Source organism: Rhodococcus aetherivorans (assembly GCF_011058165.1).
GTDB classification, from domain to species: domain Bacteria; phylum Actinomycetota; class Actinomycetes; order Mycobacteriales; family Mycobacteriaceae; genus Rhodococcus; species Rhodococcus aetherivorans.
On sequence record NZ_JAALEG010000004.1, the window covers coordinates 24,152 to 40,783 of the forward strand.

15 protein-coding genes are annotated in these 16,632 nt (G+C 72.3%); 7 read left to right on the forward strand and 8 right to left on the reverse strand.

Annotated elements, in window-relative coordinates; genetic code table 11:
* Positions 1-24: 24 nt before the first annotated feature.
* Together G6039_RS02620 and glpX are read right to left on the reverse strand one after the other, a co-directional pair.
* Complete coding sequence (locus G6039_RS02620; protein WP_029542230.1) at positions 25-1,434, reverse strand: class II fumarate hydratase; 1,410 nt, start codon at positions 1,432-1,434, stop codon at positions 25-27.
* An 84-nt stretch (positions 1,435-1,518) separates the two neighbouring features.
* Positions 1,519-2,556: a class II fructose-bisphosphatase gene (gene glpX / locus G6039_RS02625; protein WP_006932905.1), complete on the reverse strand. Its 1,038-nt coding sequence runs from the start codon at positions 2,554-2,556 to the stop codon at positions 1,519-1,521.
* Positions 2,557-2,734: 178 nt separating this feature from the next.
* On the opposite strand from glpX, the gene G6039_RS02630 reads away from it, so the two are divergent.
* Positions 2,735-3,304, forward strand: coding sequence for a DUF4245 domain-containing protein (locus tag G6039_RS02630; RefSeq protein ID WP_072634681.1), 570 nt, complete (start codon positions 2,735-2,737; stop codon positions 3,302-3,304).
* Positions 3,305-3,316: 12 nt separating this feature from the next.
* On the opposite strand, the gene G6039_RS02635 is transcribed toward G6039_RS02630, so the two are convergent.
* The 3 genes from G6039_RS02635 to G6039_RS02645 all read right to left on the reverse strand — a co-directional run bounded on the left by G6039_RS02635 (position 3,317) and on the right by G6039_RS02645 (position 5,602).
* Positions 3,317-3,520, reverse strand: coding sequence for an exodeoxyribonuclease VII small subunit (locus G6039_RS02635; RefSeq protein ID WP_037201491.1), 204 nt, complete (start codon positions 3,518-3,520; stop codon positions 3,317-3,319).
* A gap of 103 nt (positions 3,521-3,623) precedes the next feature.
* On the reverse strand, positions 3,624-4,871 hold the full coding sequence (gene xseA, locus G6039_RS02640; RefSeq protein ID WP_006932910.1) for an exodeoxyribonuclease VII large subunit: 1,248 nt from the start codon (positions 4,869-4,871) through the stop codon (positions 3,624-3,626).
* The gene (locus G6039_RS02645) at positions 4,868-5,602 is read right to left on the reverse strand and encodes a lipid droplet-associated protein (RefSeq protein ID WP_006932911.1); all 735 of its coding nucleotides are present in this window, start codon (positions 5,600-5,602) and stop codon (positions 4,868-4,870) included. Before G6039_RS02645 ends, xseA begins: the two co-directional genes overlap by 4 nt.
* Positions 5,603-5,681: 79 nt before the next feature.
* Between G6039_RS02645 and G6039_RS02650 the strand changes: the two genes are divergently transcribed.
* Positions 5,682-6,683 carry a 4-hydroxy-3-methylbut-2-enyl diphosphate reductase gene (locus G6039_RS02650; protein ID WP_006932912.1) on the forward strand — a complete coding sequence of 334 codons (1,002 nt, stop codon included), beginning with the start codon at positions 5,682-5,684 and terminating at the stop codon, positions 6,681-6,683.
* A gap of 10 nt (positions 6,684-6,693) precedes the next feature.
* Here the strand turns inward: G6039_RS02650 and G6039_RS02655 are convergent, their stop codons facing one another.
* Together G6039_RS02655 and G6039_RS02660 are read right to left on the reverse strand one after the other, a co-directional pair.
* Entirely contained in the window at positions 6,694-7,599 is a 906-nt protein-coding gene (locus G6039_RS02655) for a DUF6542 domain-containing protein (RefSeq protein ID WP_006932913.1), read from the reverse strand.
* 53 nt (positions 7,600-7,652) lie between these two features.
* Positions 7,653-8,816, reverse strand: a complete 1,164-nt coding sequence (locus G6039_RS02660) for a DNA recombination protein RmuC (protein ID WP_029542241.1) — start codon at positions 8,814-8,816, stop codon at positions 7,653-7,655.
* Positions 8,817-8,900: 84 nt separating this feature from the next.
* On the opposite strand from G6039_RS02660, the gene G6039_RS02665 reads away from it, so the two are divergent.
* Together G6039_RS02665 and G6039_RS02670 are read left to right on the forward strand one after the other, a co-directional pair.
* Entirely contained in the window at positions 8,901-10,076 is a 1,176-nt protein-coding gene (locus G6039_RS02665) for an exonuclease SbcCD subunit D (protein WP_006932915.1), read from the forward strand.
* A complete protein-coding gene (locus G6039_RS02670; protein ID WP_043799172.1) occupies positions 10,073-13,048 on the forward strand; it encodes an AAA family ATPase in 2,976 nt (991 codons plus the stop codon). The genes G6039_RS02665 and G6039_RS02670 overlap by 4 nt, the downstream gene beginning before the upstream one ends.
* Before the next feature lie 10 nt (positions 13,049-13,058).
* Here the strand turns inward: G6039_RS02670 and G6039_RS02675 are convergent, their stop codons facing one another.
* On the reverse strand, positions 13,059-14,237 hold the full coding sequence (locus tag G6039_RS02675) for an AI-2E family transporter (protein WP_043799175.1): 1,179 nt from the start codon (positions 14,235-14,237) through the stop codon (positions 13,059-13,061).
* Between the two features lie 127 nt (positions 14,238-14,364).
* Between G6039_RS02675 and G6039_RS02680 the strand changes: the two genes are divergently transcribed.
* The 3 genes from G6039_RS02680 to ychF are packed head-to-tail and all read left to right on the forward strand — an operon-like array spanning position 14,365 to position 16,511.
* The gene (locus G6039_RS02680; RefSeq protein WP_029542247.1) at positions 14,365-14,781 is read left to right on the forward strand and encodes a hypothetical protein; all 417 of its coding nucleotides are present in this window, start codon (positions 14,365-14,367) and stop codon (positions 14,779-14,781) included.
* 29 nt (positions 14,782-14,810) lie between these two features.
* On the forward strand, positions 14,811-15,419 hold the full coding sequence (locus tag G6039_RS02685) for a class I SAM-dependent methyltransferase (RefSeq protein WP_029542249.1): 609 nt from the start codon (positions 14,811-14,813) through the stop codon (positions 15,417-15,419).
* Positions 15,420-15,431: 12 nt separating this feature from the next.
* Entirely contained in the window at positions 15,432-16,511 is a 1,080-nt protein-coding gene (gene ychF / locus G6039_RS02690) for a redox-regulated ATPase YchF (protein WP_006934885.1), read from the forward strand.
* Positions 16,512-16,632: the final 121 nt, after the last annotated feature.

Sequence of the window (16,632 nt, forward strand, 5' to 3'; positions counted from 1 at the left end):
AGACCCCACCGGCGTCGGGCGCAGTCAGCCCTGCGGCTCGACCCGCGTCATCGCCAGCACGTCGAGCCGCCGGTCCAGCTCCTCCTCGCTCAGGCCGTCGCCGATCAGGCCCCGGTCGATCACCGCCTGCCGGATCGTCTTCTTCTCCCGCAGCGCCTCCTTCGCGACCGCGGCGGCCTCCTCGTATCCGATCGCCGAGTTCAGCGGCGTCACGATCGACGGCGACGACTCCGCCAGGGTGCGCAGGTGCTCGGTGTTCGCCACGAGACCGTCGACGCACCGCTCGGCGAACAGGCGCGAGACGTTGGCCAGCAGGCGCAACGACTCGAGCAGGTTGCGGGCCATCATCGGGATGTACACGTTGAGCTCGAACGCGCCCGCGGCGCCGCCCCACGCCACGGCCGCGTCGTTGCCCACGACCTGCGCCGCCACCTGGGTCACCGCCTCCGGCAGCACGGGGTTCACCTTGCCCGGCATGATCGAGCTGCCCGGCTGCAGGTCCGGCAGCTGGATCTCGGCGAGACCCGTCAACGGACCCGACCCCATCCACCGGATGTCGTTGGCGATCTTCGTCAGCGAGACCGCGATGGTCCGCAGCGCCCCGGACGCCTCGACCAGGCCGTCGCGCGCGGCCTGCGCTTCGAAACTGTTCTTCGCCGGCGTCAGCGCCTCCACCCCGGTCGCGCGCACCAGTTCGGCGACGACGCGGGGGCCGAACCCCTCGGGGGCATTCAGGCCCGTGCCGACGGCGGTGCCGCCGATGGCCAGCTCGCCGAGCCGCGGCAGCGTCGCCTGCACCCGCTCGATGCCGGCCTCGATCTGCCGGGCGTAGCCCCCGAACTCCTGCCCGAGCGTGACCGGCACGGCATCCATCAGATGGGTCCGGCCGGACTTGACGACCCGCTTCCACTCCTCCGCCTTCGCGGCGAGGGACGCCCGCAGCTGGTCGAGGGCCGGGATGAGATCCTTCACCGCCGCCTCGGTGGCGGCGACGTGCGTCGCGGTGGGGAAGGTGTCGTTCGACGACTGCGACATGTTGACGTGATCGTTGGGATGCACCGTCACCCCGCGCTGCGCGGCGAGGCTCGCGATGACCTCGTTGGCGTTCATGTTCGAGCTCGTGCCCGAACCGGTCTGGAACACGTCGATGGGGAACTGGTCGTCGTGCAGGCCCTCGGCGATCTCGGTAGCGGCGGCGACGATCGCGTCGGCCTTCTCCGCGTCGAGCAGGCCCAGGTCCTGGTTGACCCGGGCACACGCCGCCTTGAGCAGGCCCATCGCGCGGATCTGGGTGCGTTCGAGGCCGCGGCCGGAGATCGGGAAGTTCTCCACGGCCCGCTGGGTCTGAGCGCGCCACAGGGCGTCGGCCGGGACCCGGACCTCACCCATGGTGTCGTGTTCGATTCGGAACTGCTGCTCGGGATTTTCGGCCATGGCTTCACAGTAGGCGGCTCGCGCCGCAGGGGCGCCCCTTCGGACCGGCGGAGATCCGAAAGGACACCACGACCGCGAAGCGGGTCACGGCATGGGAGGAACGGCCCCCGCGACGCCGTGGAAATCGATCGACGTGAACTCGCTGAGCTTCTTCAGACGGTGGTACGCCTCGACCATCCGGACGGTGCCGGACTTGCTGCGCATCACGATCGACTGCGTCGTCGCGCCGCCGCCGTAGTAGCGGACACCCTTGACGAGTTCGCCGTCGGTGACGCCGGTCGCGCAGAAGAAGATGTTCTCGCCCTTGACCAGGTCCGTGGTGGTCAGCACGCGGCCCGGTTCGTGGCCCGCGTCGATCGCCTTCTGCCGCTCCGCGTCGTCCTTCGGCGCCAGCCGGCCCTGCAGCGCGCCACCCATGCAGCGCATCGCGGCCGCGGCGATGATGCCCTCCGGGGTGCCGCCGATGCCGAGCAGCATGTCGACACCCGAACCCGGGCGCGCCGCGGCGATCGCGCCGGCGACGTCACCGTCGGAGATCAGGCGGATGCGCGCGCCGGTCGCGCGCACATCGCTGATGAGCTGCGCGTGCCGGGGACGGTCGAGGATCGTGACGGTGATGTCGGAGATCTCCGAGTGCTTCGCCTTCGCGACCCGGCTGATGTTCTCGGCGACGGGCGCGGTGATGTCGATGACGTCCGCGGCCTCCGGGCCGACGGCGATCTTGTCCATGTAGAACACGGCGGACGGGTCGAACATGGCGCCGCGCTCGGCGACGGCGAGCACCGCGATGGAGCCGGGCGCACCCTTCGCCATCAGGGTGGTGCCGTCGATCGGGTCGACCGCCACGTCGCACAGCGGACCGTCGCCGTTGCCGACCTCCTCGCCGTTGTAGAGCATGGGCGCCTCGTCCTTCTCGCCCTCACCGATCACGACGACGCCGCGCATCGACACCGAGCTGACCATGTGACGCATGGCGTCGACGGCGGCGCCGTCGCCGCCTTCCTTGTCACCGCGGCCGACCCAGCGGCCCGCAGCCATCGCCGCGGCCTCGGTGACACGCACCAGCTCGAGGGCGAGATTGCGGTCCGGGGCCTGGCGGCGGGTCGGGGTGCTGGCCGTCATGGGCTACTGCCTCCTGATGCAGTCGGTCGGCGCGGACGCCGACGCGGGACGGCCGCCGAGGGGACAGCCGCCGGGTTCCGATGGTTTCGAGTGGTAATTCTCTCATCACCGCCCCGTCGGCGGGGCTCGGACCCGGCCACGTGCGGGTATCGGTGCGGACGGCTGTCAGACTGGAAGCGTGGCCTCCCAGAAACCCCGCATTCTCCACGACACGCGCGACATGGCGTGGTCGCTGATCCCGCTTCTGCTGATCATGGTCGTCGTGGCCGCGATCGCCAGCCAATGCTCCTTCAGCCCCGGCGGCCCCACGGCGGGACCCGTGCCCAGCTTCGACGTCGACGCCGGCCTGAAGTACGACGCCCGCGAGCTGGACTTCCCGATCCGGCAGCCGAAGGTGCCCGAGGACTGGCAGGCCAACTCCGGCAGCCGCAGCATCATCACCGGCGAGCAGGGTGGCGATTCGAGCACCGTCGGATTCATCACCCCTGACGGCCGGTACGTGCGGTTCACCCAGTCGAATGCGGGGGAGGACGAGCTGGTGCGGTTCGTCGCCGGGGAGCCGCGCACCGCGACCGGGGCGCAGAGCCTCGCCGGCCGCGACTGGGTGGTCTACGGCGGCGAGGGCGTCGAACCGCTGTGGGTGTCCGACTTCGGCGACGTCCGGATCCTCATCGGCGGCTCCGGCGACGAGGCCGAGTTCCGCGAGCTGGCGACCGCCGCGGGTGCGGCCGAACCGCTGCAGCCCTAGCAGCCGCTCCGCTCACTCCTCGTCGTCGTCGGCGTGCGACAGCGCGGTCTCCACACGCTGCCGGGCACCGGCGAGATGCTCCTCGCAGCGCCGCGCGAGCGCCTCGCCCCGTTCCCACAGCGCCAGCGAATCGTCCAGGTCCAAGCCACCCTGTTCGAGCATCTTGACCACGTTGACCAGTTCGTCGCGCGCACGCTCGTAGCCGAACTCCGCCACGTCGTCGTTCGGGCCGCTCGCGGAGGTGGTCTTCGGGCCGCTCGCGGCCGTGGTCTTCGGGCCGCTCGCGGCCGTGTCCTTCGTCTCGCTCATCCGTTCCCCGTCACTTCTCTCGTCCGATGACGGCGGCGCGCAGCGCCCCGTCGGTGACCCGCACCCGCAGCTGGGTGCCGGGCGGTGCGTCGCCGGCCGACCGCAGCACCTCCGGATCCCCGTCGGGGACCACCCGCTGGACCACCGCGTAGCCGCGGGCGAGGGTGGCGGCGGGACCGAGGGTCGCGAGCCGCGCACCGAGGTGCTCGATCCGGGCGGCCTCGGCGTCGATCGCGCGGGTCACGTCGCGACGGGCGCACTGCCGCAGCCGCTCGATCTCCTCGCTTCGCCGGTCGACGGTGCTCAGGGGGTCTGCGAGCACCGGCCGGCTGCGCAACTGCTCGATCACGTGCTCCTCCCGGCGCACCCAGTTCCGCAGCGCCGCCGCCGACCGCCCTCGTAGCTCGTCCACCAGGTCCTGTTCGGCCACCGCGTCCGGCACGATCCGTTTGGCGGCGTCGGTGGGGGTCGCCGCCCGCAGGTCGGCGACGTGGTCGGACAGCGGGCTGTCCGGTTCGTGCCCGATGGCGCTGACCACCGGCGTCGTGCACCGGACGATCGCGCGGCACAGCGCCTCGTCCGAGAACGGCAGCAGGTCCTCCACGCTGCCGCCGCCGCGCGCGAGCACGATGACGTCGACGGACGGGTCGGCGTCGAGTTCCTCGAGCGCATCCAGGATCTGCGGGACCGCGGTGGGCCCCTGGACGGCGGTGTTGCGGATCTCGAAACGGACGGCCGGCCATCGGCGCTGCGCGACGCTGAGCACGTCCCGCTCGGCGGCGCTCGCGCGCCCGGTGATCAGACCGATCCGCTGCGGCAGGAACGGCAGGGGCCGCTTGAGCCGAGGGTCGAACAGTCCCTCGGCCGCGAGCAGCGCACGCAGCCGCTCGATGCGGGCGAGGAGTTCGCCGATACCGACGGCGCGGATCTCGGTGACCCGCAGGGCGAGGGTGCCGCGGCCGGTCCAGAACGACAGCTTGCCGAACATCACCACCCGGCTGCCCTCGGTGAGCGGTACGGGGGAGTTCTGCACCAGTTGCGGCGAGCACGTCACCGACAGCGACATGTCCGCCGACGGATCCCGCAACGTGAGGAACGCGGTGCGGGTGCCGGGACGCACGTTGAGCTGGGTGATCTGGCCCTCCACCCAGACCGAACCGAGCCGGTCGATCCAGCCGGCGACCTTCTGCGAGACGGTCCGGACCGGCCACGGATGCTCCGCGGAGTTGGACGGGGTGACCGTGGGCGCGGAGGTCACTTGGTGCTTGCGTTCGCGATCCGGTTGGACAGCATGGTCTCGAACGGGTCGCGTGCGCGCGTGGCGCTCTCGTACTCGAGCAGCGCCCGCAGGTCCTCGACCGACAGGGTGCGCATCCGGGCCCGCAGCTGTGCCAGGGTCAGCGACGGGTAGTCGAGCAGTTCGACGATCTCGGGCACCTCGGATCCTGCCGCGCTCCCGGCGGCCGTCTTCTTCGCCGCCTTCTTCGCGGATTTGCCCCCGGCCGCGTCGGCGCCGCCGACGGCGGTCTTGCCGGCGCTGATCTTCGCGGCGGTGGACTCGGCGGGCGACCCGGTCTCGGCGGCGCCGGAGCCGGCGGTCTCCGTCTCGGCGACGGGGGACTTGCCCGCGTTCGGGCCGGCGGCCACCGGCACCGCGGCCTCCGCGGCCGGCGGCATCGAGTAGAGCGCGAACCGCCCCGGCGCCGCGGCAGTCGACATCTCGGCAGTGCCCGCCGGCACCTCGGCGTCGTCGTCGAAGGTGGCCCACGACGGCTCCTCGGCGGGGGCCGCGCCGAGCAGCTCGAACAGCTGGTCGCCCTTGATGGCGAGCGACGTCATCGTCTGCTGGATCCGCATCGTTGTCTGAAGGATCTGGCTGACCGTGGTCATCGGCAGCGCGACCGCGGTGGACGGCAGCTTGAGGGTCTCTTCGTACGCGGTGACGGCCAGCCCGGCCGCCACCCGCGCCATGAACGGTGGACGGATCATGAGAAACAGACTGCCTCACGTGCCGCCCGATTGGTAGCCGACGAGGGCCGACCCCGCGAACGGCCCGTACCCTGGAGGCATGTCTGCGCCTGTTCCCCTCGAAGTCGGAATCACTCGGTCGGCCGGTTCACCTGCTGCCGGTAAGCGCGTCCTGCTCGCCGAGCCGCGCGGGTACTGCGCCGGCGTCGACCGGGCCGTCGAAACGGTGGAGAAGGCACTCGAGAAGCACGGTGCCCCGATCTACGTCCGCAAGGAGATCGTCCACAACCGTCACGTGGTCGAGACCCTCGCCGAGCGTGGCGTGGTCTTCGTCGACGAGACCGACCAGGTGCCGGCGGGCGCGGTGCTGGTGTTCTCGGCGCACGGTGTCTCGCCCGCGGTGCACGCCTCCGCCGCCGAACGCAACCTGCGCACCATCGATGCCACGTGCCCGCTGGTGACGAAGGTGCACCAGGAGGCCAAGCGCTTCGCCCGCGACGACTACGACATCCTGCTCATCGGTCACGAGGGTCACGAGGAGGTGGAAGGCACCGCCGGCGAGGCTCCCGACCACGTCCAGCTCGTCGACGGGCCCGACGCGGTCGACCACGTCACCGTGCGCGACGAGGCCAAGGTGATCTGGCTGTCGCAGACCACCCTCAGCGTCGACGAGACCATGGAGACGGTCCAGCGGCTGCGCACGAAGTTCCCCCTGCTGCAGGACCCCCCGAGCGACGACATCTGCTACGCCACCCAGAATCGGCAGGTGGCGGTCAAGGCGATGGCGCCCGAATGCGACCTCGTCATCGTCGTGGGCTCGCGCAACTCGTCGAACTCGGTGCGGCTCGTGGAGGTGGCGCTGGGTGCCGGTGCCCGGGCCGCGCATCTCGTCGACTACGCCCGCGAGGTCGACCCGGCCTGGCTCGAGGGCGTGCAGACCGTCGGGATCACCTCGGGCGCATCGGTGCCGGAGGTTCTGGTGCGCGGCGTGATCGACCTGCTCGCCGAGCACGGCTTCGCCGACGTGCAGTCGGTGACCACGGCCAACGAGACCCTGGTGTTCGCGCTGCCCCGGGAACTGCGCTCCGCGCGGCGCGCCTGATCGGGCACGCTCAGTCCTCGTACCGGTCCCGGTAGCGCACCCGGGGCCGCCGGTATTCCGGGGTCTCCGGAACCGGGGACTGCCTGCGGGGCGGCGGGGGAACATCGCCCCGCTCGTAGGGCCGGTCGGTGCGGGTCCGGTGGTCGCCGCGCCGGTCGTATTCCCGGCGGGCCTCGGCGGCCCGTCGCGGTGCCGGTTCGCTGCGCCGCGGCCGGTCGGCGACGTCACGTGCCGCGGCCGGTTCGGTTGCGCCGCGACGGACCGCGTCCGGAGCCGGGGCCGGGGCGGTGGTGCGGCGCCGCACCACCGGGTTGTCGCGCGTGTCCGCCACCTGCCGCACGCTGGCCTTGGTGGAGGCGGGCGGCCGCGCGGCCGGGCGCCCGCGACGGCCCCGCGCCGGCTTCGCGGGCACGGTGGTGTCGCGGTCCTGCTGCGCGGCCCGCGACGGGGCCTTGGCCGCACGCGCTGCCGCGCGTGCGCTCCTCCTGCCCGCTCGGGCCGGAGCCGGCACGGGGGGCCGGCTCAGGAAGATCCGCAGGCCGCCGACGACCAGGACCGCCACCGTGGCGGTGAGCATCACGGGGAAGCGGTTCACCAGCGGATACGCGACGTTGAGCGCCAGATCCTTCAGGCCGCCGCCGCCGGATTCGACGAGGAACTCCTGCGCGATCGGGACGGCGACGAGGAGCAGCAGCGGCGGCTGCGCCATCGCCGTGAACAGCGCCCGGTGCTGCACGGCCGCCACCGCCGCGATGCATCCGAGCACGTAGAACGCGGAGAACGCCGAGCCGAGCTCGTTACCGCGTGCCGCGTCGATGAGGAAGCCGAGCAGGGTCGAGCCCGCCGCGACGAGGATCGCGCCCCACCACGGGACGCCAGGCACAGTGGGCGCCACCGACCGCATGTCGAGCGGCACCGCCGAGCGAGCACGTTGCGTTGCAGACACATGTCGACACTAGACCCATCGGGTCAACTTGCTTCGTCGACAGGACCGCCGGACTCGGAGATGTCGGTCGGAGTCGTGCGGCGCGGCCACGCGTCGACCGGTCGCACCTCCGGATGCTCGCCGTCGAAGATCTCCAGTTCGCTCAGCTTCCGCGCCGTCACCGCCACCCGGGATTCCATCGACGCGACGGTCAGATTGAACGAGTCGACGGCCTTGCCCAGCTGGGATCCGAGCCGATCGAGGTGCCCCCCGACGACGCCGATCCGCTGGTACAGCTCCCGGCCGAGCTGGTGGATCGTCGCGGCCTCCTTCGACAGGGCCTCCTGCCGCCACGTGTGCGCGATGGTGCGCAGCAGCGCGACGAGGGTGGTAGGTGTGGCCAGGATCACGTTCCGGGCGAACGCGTACTCGAGCAGCTCCGAATCCGCGGCCAGCGCCGCATCGAGGAACGGGTCGCCGGGGACGAACAGCACCACGAACTCGGGCGTCGGATCGAACGACTCCCAGTAGGCCTTCGCCGAGAGCTGATCGATATGCGTGCGCACCTGGCGGGCGTGCCGCACCAGGTGCTGGTCCCGCCGGGCGACGTCCTCCTCCTGGGCGGCGTCGAGATAGGCGGCGAACGGCACCTTCGCATCCACGACGATCTGCTTGCCGCCGGCGAGATACACCAGCAGATCCGGGCGCACCCCGTCCTTGGCGACCTGGGTGTCGAAGTCGCAGTGCCGCACCATCCCGGCGAGCTCGACCACGCGTTCGAGCTGGATCTCGCCCCATCGTCCGCGCACCTGCGGGGCGCGCAGGGCCGTCACCAGCTGCTGCGTCTGCGTCGAGAGCAGCTGCGAGGCGCGGTGCATGCCCTCGACCTGCTCGGTCAGGCCGGCGTAGGCGTGCACCCGGTTCCGCTCGACGTGCTCCACCTGCCGCGCGAGGGCTCCCACCGCCTCCTGCAACGGCCCGACGAGACGTGAGACCTGCTCGCCGATCGCACCGGAATGCCGGCGGGCGGAATCCTCGCTCACGGCACCGAGCGCCTGCCGCAGTTGCGCTTCGTTCTCGCGCAGGGCCGCGAGCTGGGCCTCCGCCCGCGCGGCGCGGTCGCCGCTGCGCGCGGCGTGCAGCAACCAGCCGAGAACCGCGCCGAGTGCGAGGGCGGCGAGCAACGCGAGTGCCGTGAGTGCCGTCATGGTGCGCATGATGCCCGAGACGACCGACAGGCTCACCCGGACCGGGAGATGCCGTGTCGGTGAGCTGCTCTACGGTCTGACGGCATGCGGATCCTGCACACCTCGGACTGGCACATCGGCCGCACCTTCCACGGCGTGGACCTGTTGTCCGACCAGGCGCAGGCCCTCGCTGCCCTCGCCGACCTCGTCGCCGAGCGGCGCGTCGACGTGGTGGTGGTGGCCGGCGACGTCTACGACCGGTCCATCCCGAGCGCGGATGCCGTCGCGGTGTGCAACGCGGGACTCGAGGCGATCCGCCGGGCCGGCGCCGTCATCGTCGCGACGTCCGGCAACCACGACTCGCCCGTCCGTCTCGGCGCCGCCGCGGCATTCGCCGCCGAGGGCGGGCTGCACCTGATCACCCGGGTCTCCCAGGTCGACCGGCCCGTCCTGCTCGACGACGCCCACGGCACCGTCGCCTTCTACGGCATCCCCTATCTGGAGCCGGAGATCACCCGCGCCGAACTGGGGGTGCCCGAGGCCCGCTCGCACGCGGAGATCCTCGGGGCGGCGATGGACCGGGTCCGCGCCGACGCGCGCGCCCGCGGCGTTCGCGCAGTGGTGCTCGCCCACGCCTTCGTCGTCGGCGCCGAGGCCGCCGGCTCCGAACGGTCGATCTCGGTCGGCGGCGTCGAAACCGTCCCGGCGTCGGCGTTCGACGGCGTCGACTACGTCGCGCTCGGTCACCTCCACTCCCCACAGACCGTCGCCGAGCACATCCGCTACTCGGGCTCGCCGCTGCCGTACTCGTTCGGCGAACGCACCCACCGCAAGGCCGTGTGGCTCGTCGATCTGGACGCCACCGGGCGGGCGGCCGTCGAGCGCGTCGACCTGCCGGTCGTGCGGGGCCTGAGCCGTCTCACCGGCGTCCTCGACGACCTGCTCACCGACGTCGCGCACACCGGGGCGGAAGACCACTACGTCTCGGCCGTCCTCACCGACGCCGTGCGCCCCCTCGACGCGATGCGTCGGCTGCAGTCCCGTTTCCCCCGTGCCCTCCACGTCGAGTGGGAACCGCCCGTCGCGGCATCGACCGTCACCTACCGGCAGAAGGTGCGCGGCCGAAGCGACCTCGACGTCACCCGCGGATTCCTGGCCGATGTGCGATCGGAGCCGTCCGAGCGGGAGCTGCGCTGGGTGCAGCAGGCGCTGCGCGACGTCGACCGTGCCGCGGGCGTCGGGACCGAGCAGACCGTCGCACCGGGGGAGGCGTCCGCGTGAGGCTGCACCAGCTGGAGATCACCGCGTTCGGGCCGTTCGCCGACACCGTGCGGGTGGACTTCGACGAGCTCGGCGCGGACGGGCTGTTCCTGCTGCACGGCCGCACCGGCGCCGGCAAGACCTCCATTCTCGACGCGGTGGCGTTCGCCCTGTACGGCACGGTGCCCGGAGCCCGCGCCGACGGACGCCGGCTGCTGTCGGACCACGCCCCCGCCGGCACCGCACCGCAGGTGAGTCTCGAGGCGACCATCGCGGGCCGGCGGCTGCGGATCGTGCGCAGCCCCGACTACGAGCGCCCGAAGCTGCGCGGGACCGGGACCGTCAAGCAGAATGCCAAGGCGAGCCTGACCTGGCTCGACGGCTCGGGCGAGCACCTCTCGCGGCTGCCCGACATCGGGGAGGCCGTCCGGCGCCTGCTCGGTATGAGTGCCGAGCAGTTCTTCCAGGTGGTGCTGCTGCCGCAGGGCGAGTTCGCGAAGTTCCTGCGCGCCGACAGCGAGGACCGCGGCAAGCTGCTCGAGCGGCTGTTCGACACCACGCGATTCGGCTCCGTCGAGCGCTGGTTCAAGGACCGCCGCAGCACCGCCGCCAAACGCCTCGAAGAACAGCAACGCGCCGTCGACCTGCTGCTCGCCAAGGTCAGCGCCGCGGCCGGCCTCGAGGCCGGCGCCGACGCCGAACCGGTCGTGTGGGCGCACCGGCTGCGCGACGACGCCGCCGAGAGCCGCGATCTCGCGCTCGCGGCGCTCGACGTCGCGCGCGCCGACGACACCCGCGACCGGGCGGTCCTCGCCGAGGCGACCGAGCTGCGACGGTGCCAGGAACGACGCGCCCGCGCGGTCGCCGAACTCGCCGACCTCGATGCCGCGGCCGGCGAGCTGCAAACCCTGTCCACGGAACTCGAGACGGCCCGGCGGGCGGCGCCGGTCGTCGACGTCGCCCGCGACGCGCACCGCGCCGCGGAGGCCGCCGCCGCCGCACACGCCGCCGCGGTGGCCGCGGCCGCCCCGCTCGCCGCCGACGGGGAGGGACAGGCCCTCGTCGCCGAGCTCGACGGTTCCCCCGCCGAAACCGACCGCGCTCTGATCCGCCCCCACGAACAGCGGTGGTCTGCAGAGGTGGTCCGCCTCGACGCCCTGCTCGAACAGGAGCAGCGCCTGACCCGGCTCGAGGCCGACCGCGTCGCCCTGCAGCAGCAGCGGCGCGACCTGGCCGTGCGCGCCGAGCGGATCGCCGCGGAACTGGAGGGACTTCCGGGCCGCCGCGACGCCGCGGAGGAGGCCGCGCGCCGGTCCGAGCGGGCCGCGGCCACGCTGCCCCGGCTCGAGGCCGAACTGGCGCGGGCCACCGACGCCCTCGCGGCCGCCACCGAACTCCAGGACCGGGCCCCCCGGCTGCGACGCCTCGAGGACGAGGTCGTCGCCCTGCGCGACGCACACCACGACGCCCGCACCGCCCTGCTCGACGTGCGCGAGCGCCGCATCGCCGGGATGGCCGCCGAGCTGGCCACCGATCTGGTCGACGGGCGTCCGTGCGTGGTGTGCGGAGCCACGGCGCACCCGAACCCGGCCCGGCCCGCCTCGGACACCGCGACCAAGGCGGACGAGGACGCCGCCCGGGAGGCCGAGCAGCGAGCCGCCGCGGAACTGACGCGGGCGCAGGCGGCGGTCGCGGACGCGGCCAACACCGTCGCGGTGCTGCGGCAGCGCTGCGGTGACGCCGGTCTCGACACGCTCACCGAGATGCGGGCCGCGGCCGCCGCCACGCACGCCGCGACGGCGGCCACCGCCGCCGAACGCGAGCGCCATCGCGGCGAGATCGCCCGGCTGCGCGGGCTCGACGCGGACCTGCGCGAGCAGGCGCACGCGGTGGACGTCGAAGCCGCCCAGGCCGCGCACCGCGAGGAGAGCGCCGCGGCAGAGGCCGACGAGATCCGCACCCGCATCACCGCGGCGGCCGGTGCCGAGGACTCCCTCGCCGCCCGCCGACGTCGGATCGCGGCGCTCGCCGGTGCCGCGGCGAACCTGCTCGACGCCCGGGTGCGGGCCGCGAACGCCGCGACGGTCGCGCGCGAGCGGGCCCAGGAGGCGGCGGCAGCCGCCGAACGGGCCGGGTTCGCGAGCATCGAGCAGGCACTCTCGGCGGTGCGCCCCGATTCGCGCCTCCGCGAGATCGAGCAAGCCCTGCGCGCGGCGGCGGACCGGCGTGCGGCCGCGCAGGCCGTGCTCGACGACCCGGACACCGCCCGGGTCGGCGACGACCCGGTGGACCTGACGGAACCGGAGGCGGCGGTCACCCGGAGCGCGGCCGCGCTGGCCGCGGCGGTGTCCGCGGCCTCCGAGGCCGAGCGGCGCCACGCCGACATCGAGAAGTTCGCGGCGCGCCTCGAAGAGGAGTACGCCAAGCTGGTGCCGCTGCGGGACGAGCAGGCCGAACTCGCAGCGCTCGCCGACGTCGTCGCGGGCACCGGGCAGAACACGCGCAAGATGTCGCTGCGCTCGTACGTCCTCGCGGCTCGCCTCGAGGAGGTGGCCGAGTCGGCGTCGGTGCGGCTGCGGCGCATGTCCGGCGGCCGCTACGAGTTCGTGCACACCGATGCCGCCGGCACGCACGGCAAGCGCGGCGGCCTCGGCCTCGACATCCACGACGAGTACACCGGTGCGGTGCGGTCGACGAAGACCCTCTCGGGCGGCGAGTCGTTCCAGGCGTCGCTGGCGCTGGCCCTCGGGCTCGCGGACGTCGTCGCCGCCGAATCCGGGGGACTGGTGCTCGACACGATGTTCATCGACGAGGGGTTCGGCACGCTCGACGCCGACGCGCTCGACGCGGTGATGGGGGTGCTCGACGAGCTACGCGCCGGCGGCCGCGTCGTCGGCGTGGTCAGCCACGTCGACGAGATGCGTCAGCGCATCCCCAGCCGCCTGCACGTCGTGCGCGGCCGCACCGGATCCACGGTGGAGATCGCGAGCTGAGCCCCGCCGATCAGGCCGGGCCCGGCTCGGCTGCCGCCGGTCCCGGCGGCAGCGCCGGGGTCTCCTCCCCGGCAGTTTCGGGCTCCTCCGGCGCGGCGCTGCGTTCGTCGATCTGCTCGCCGACGTAGCGCAGCACCACCGCGGCGACGGCCGCGACGGGGACGGCGAGGAACGCGCCGATGATCCCGAACAGCGACGTCCCGGCGGTGACGGCGAGCAGCACCACCACCGCGTGCAGGTGCATGCTGCGTGACTGCAGCACGGGCTGCAGCACGTTCCCCTCGAGCTGCTGCACCGCGATGATGATGACGAGAACGATGATCGCGGTGGTCAGACCGTTCGCGACCAGCGCCACGAGGACGGCGAGCGCTCCGGCGACGAAGGCACCCACGATCGGGATGAACCCGCCGATGAACGTGAGGATCGCCAGCACGGGCGCGAGGGGCACCCCGAGGATGACCAACCCCAGGCCGATGAAGAACGCGTCGATGAAGCTGACGAGCGCCTGGGTGCGGATGAAACCGCCGAGGGTGTTCCACATCCGGATCAGCACCTCCTCGAGGTGCCGCCCGGCGCGACCGCCGCCGACGGCGTGCACCCACGGGATGAACCGCGGGCCGTCCTTGATGAAGAAGAACACCAGGACGAGTACCAGACCGATCGTCACCAGCAGGGAACCGGCCGTGCTGACACCGGTGAACACGCCGCTGGCGATGGTCGCGCCGCTTTCCTGGACCTTGTCGATCACCACCTGCGTCGCGTTCTCGAGCTGCTCGTCCTTCAGGTTGACCGGGGGGCCCTGCACCCAGTCCAGCACCTTGTTGATGCCGTCGGTGGTCTTGTTCGCAAGCTCCGGCGCCTGCGCCACCACCGACGGGACGATGCCGGCGATGATGCCGCCGAGAATCGCGAAGAACAGGAACAGGGTCAGGCCCGCCGCGGCCGCCGGCGGCACGCCGCGCTTCATCATGCCGCGGGTGGGCGGCCACAGCATCGTGGCGATGACGATCGCCAGCGCCACGGGCAGGACGATCACCCACATCTTCTCGATGATCCAGCCGATGACCAGTGCGCCCGCCGCGATCACCACCAACGCCGCCGACCACTTCGCCAGCGTCAACCCGCCGGAGGCGATCAGCGTGGTGCGGTCCGGTTTCGGTGCCGGTGGCTTCCGCTCGGTGCTCTGCACATCGCTCAACGGACGGTCCTTCCGATGCTCTCGACGACGTGGATCGGGCTCGTCTGCAATCTACGGGAACCGCGCCCCGCGGGGCGGTTCACCGGCGCGAACACCCGGATCGTGGCAGGCTCTGATCATGAGGAAGCTCACCGCCGTGCTGGCCGCGGGTGCCGCGGCCGTCGTGCTCGTGTCCTGCAGTTCCGGTGACGACGCGTCGAACGAATCCGATGCGGCGCGCACGACGCTCGGCGGGGCGGCCTCGAGCCTCGCCTCCGCCGCGTCGAGCGTGGCCGAGCGGGCGCGCGGCGCCTTCGACGAAGCGAAGCTCGCGACGTTCGTCGCCGCGTTCCGCACGGGCTATCCCAACCTCGCCGCCGACCGCGACGACGCCTCCATCGAGGCGATCGTCATCGAGACGTGCCCACTGATCGACTCCGGCGCGAGCGATCAGGAGGTGATCGCGAAGGTCGGGGAGCTGGCACAGAACGGGGACACCGCTCCCACCGAGGAGCAGGCCGGCCGGATCTCGCAGCTCGTCCGCGTCGCCTGCTGACGCCCGCGGCCCGGGCTAGCATCGGGCCCATGTCCGCGACGCGATGGCAGTCCGAGCGCAGTGCCGGGGATTCCCGGGCCTACATCGAGCGGTTCGCCGAGCTCGCCCATGCGGGGACGGATCTGCACGGGGAGGCCCGGTTCGTCGACGTGCTCGTTCCGCGCGGCGCGCGGATCCTCGACGCCGGCTGCGGCACCGGCCGTGTCGGGCTCGAGCTGGCCCGGCGTGGCCACAGCGTGACCGCCGTCGACCTCGACCCGGTGCTCGTGGAGGAGGCCCGGGCGCACCCGGAGCTGACCGTGCATCTCGCCGACCTGGCACAGCTGGATCTGCCGGGCGAGCGGTTCGACGCGGTGGTCTCGGCCGGCAACGTGATGGTGTTCCTCGCGCCCGGTTCGGAGCGGACCGTGCTCGAGCGGATCGCCGCGCATCTGCGTCCCGGTGGGGTGTTCGTCGCCGGCTTCACCACCGGCGCGGCATACCGCCCGTCGCAGTTCGCCGCCGACCTCGCGGCCGCCGGCCTGAGCCTCGAGCACCGCTTCGCCACCTGGGACCTGCGGCCGTGGCACGACGACGCCGAGTGGCTGGTGGCCGTCGCACGCCGTGGGGATGGAAGGGGCGCGACCGCGACCACGTAGAATATCGATTCCGTGAGCCTAACCCTCGGAATCGTCGGTCTTCCCAACGTCGGAAAGTCGACGCTGTTCAACGCGCTGACCAAGAACGAAGTGCTTGCCGCGAACTACCCGTTCGCCACCATCGAGCCGAACGTCGGCGTCGTCGAACTGCCGGATCCGCGGCTGGAGCGGCTCGCCGAGATCTTCGGGTCGCAGCGGATCCTGCCCGCGACCGTGTCGTTCGTCGACATTGCCGGCATCGTCAAGGGCGCCTCCGAGGGTGCCGGGCTCGGCAACAAGTTCCTCGCCAACATCCGGGAGGCCGAGGCCATCTGCCAGGTCGTGCGGGTGTTCGCCGACGACGACGTCGTCCATGTCGACGGCCGCGTCGATCCGCTCGCGGACATCGAGATCATCGAGACGGAGCTGATCCTCGCCGACCTGCAGACCCTGGAGAAGGCCCTGCCACGCCTCGAGAAGGAGGCGAAGAAGAACAAGGAACTCAAGCCGCAGTTCGACGAGGCCGTCAAGGCCCAGGGCGTGCTCAACGAGGGGAAGACCCTGTTCGCGGCGAAGGACTCGCTCGACTTCGGCCTGCTGCGCGAGCTGAACCTCATGACGACCAAACCGTTCCTGTACGTGTTCAACGCCGACGAGGCGGTGCTCACCGACGAGGCGAAGCAGCAGGAACTCCGCGCGGCCGTCGCCCCGGCCGACTGTGTGTTCCTCGACGCGAAGGTCGAATCCGAGCTGATCGAACTCGAGCCCGACGAGGCCCAGGAGCTCCTCGAGTCCATCGGCCAGACCGAGCCGGGCCTGCACTCGCTCGCCCGCGTCGGCTTCCACACTCTCGGCCTGCAGACCTACCTCACCGCCGGTCCGAAAGAGGCTCGTGCATGGACCATCCCGCAGGGTGCAACCGCACCGCAGGCCGCCGGCGTCATCCACTCCGACTTCGAGCGGGGCTTCATCAAGGCCGAGGTCGTCTCCTTCGAGGACCTCGACTCGGCCGGGTCGATGGCCGAGGCGAAGGCCCGGGGCAAGGTCCGCATGGAGGGCAAGGACTACGTGATGGCGGACGGCGACGTCGTGGAGTTCCGCTTCAACGTCTAGATGTATGAGGCCACGACGTTGGTGACACCGGCTCGGCGTCTGCTCACGAGCCGGTGTCGGTGACGATGCGGTGGATGTGCCCGATGCCGTGGCCGGCGCGAGGGCGATGCGCCGCGCCGAC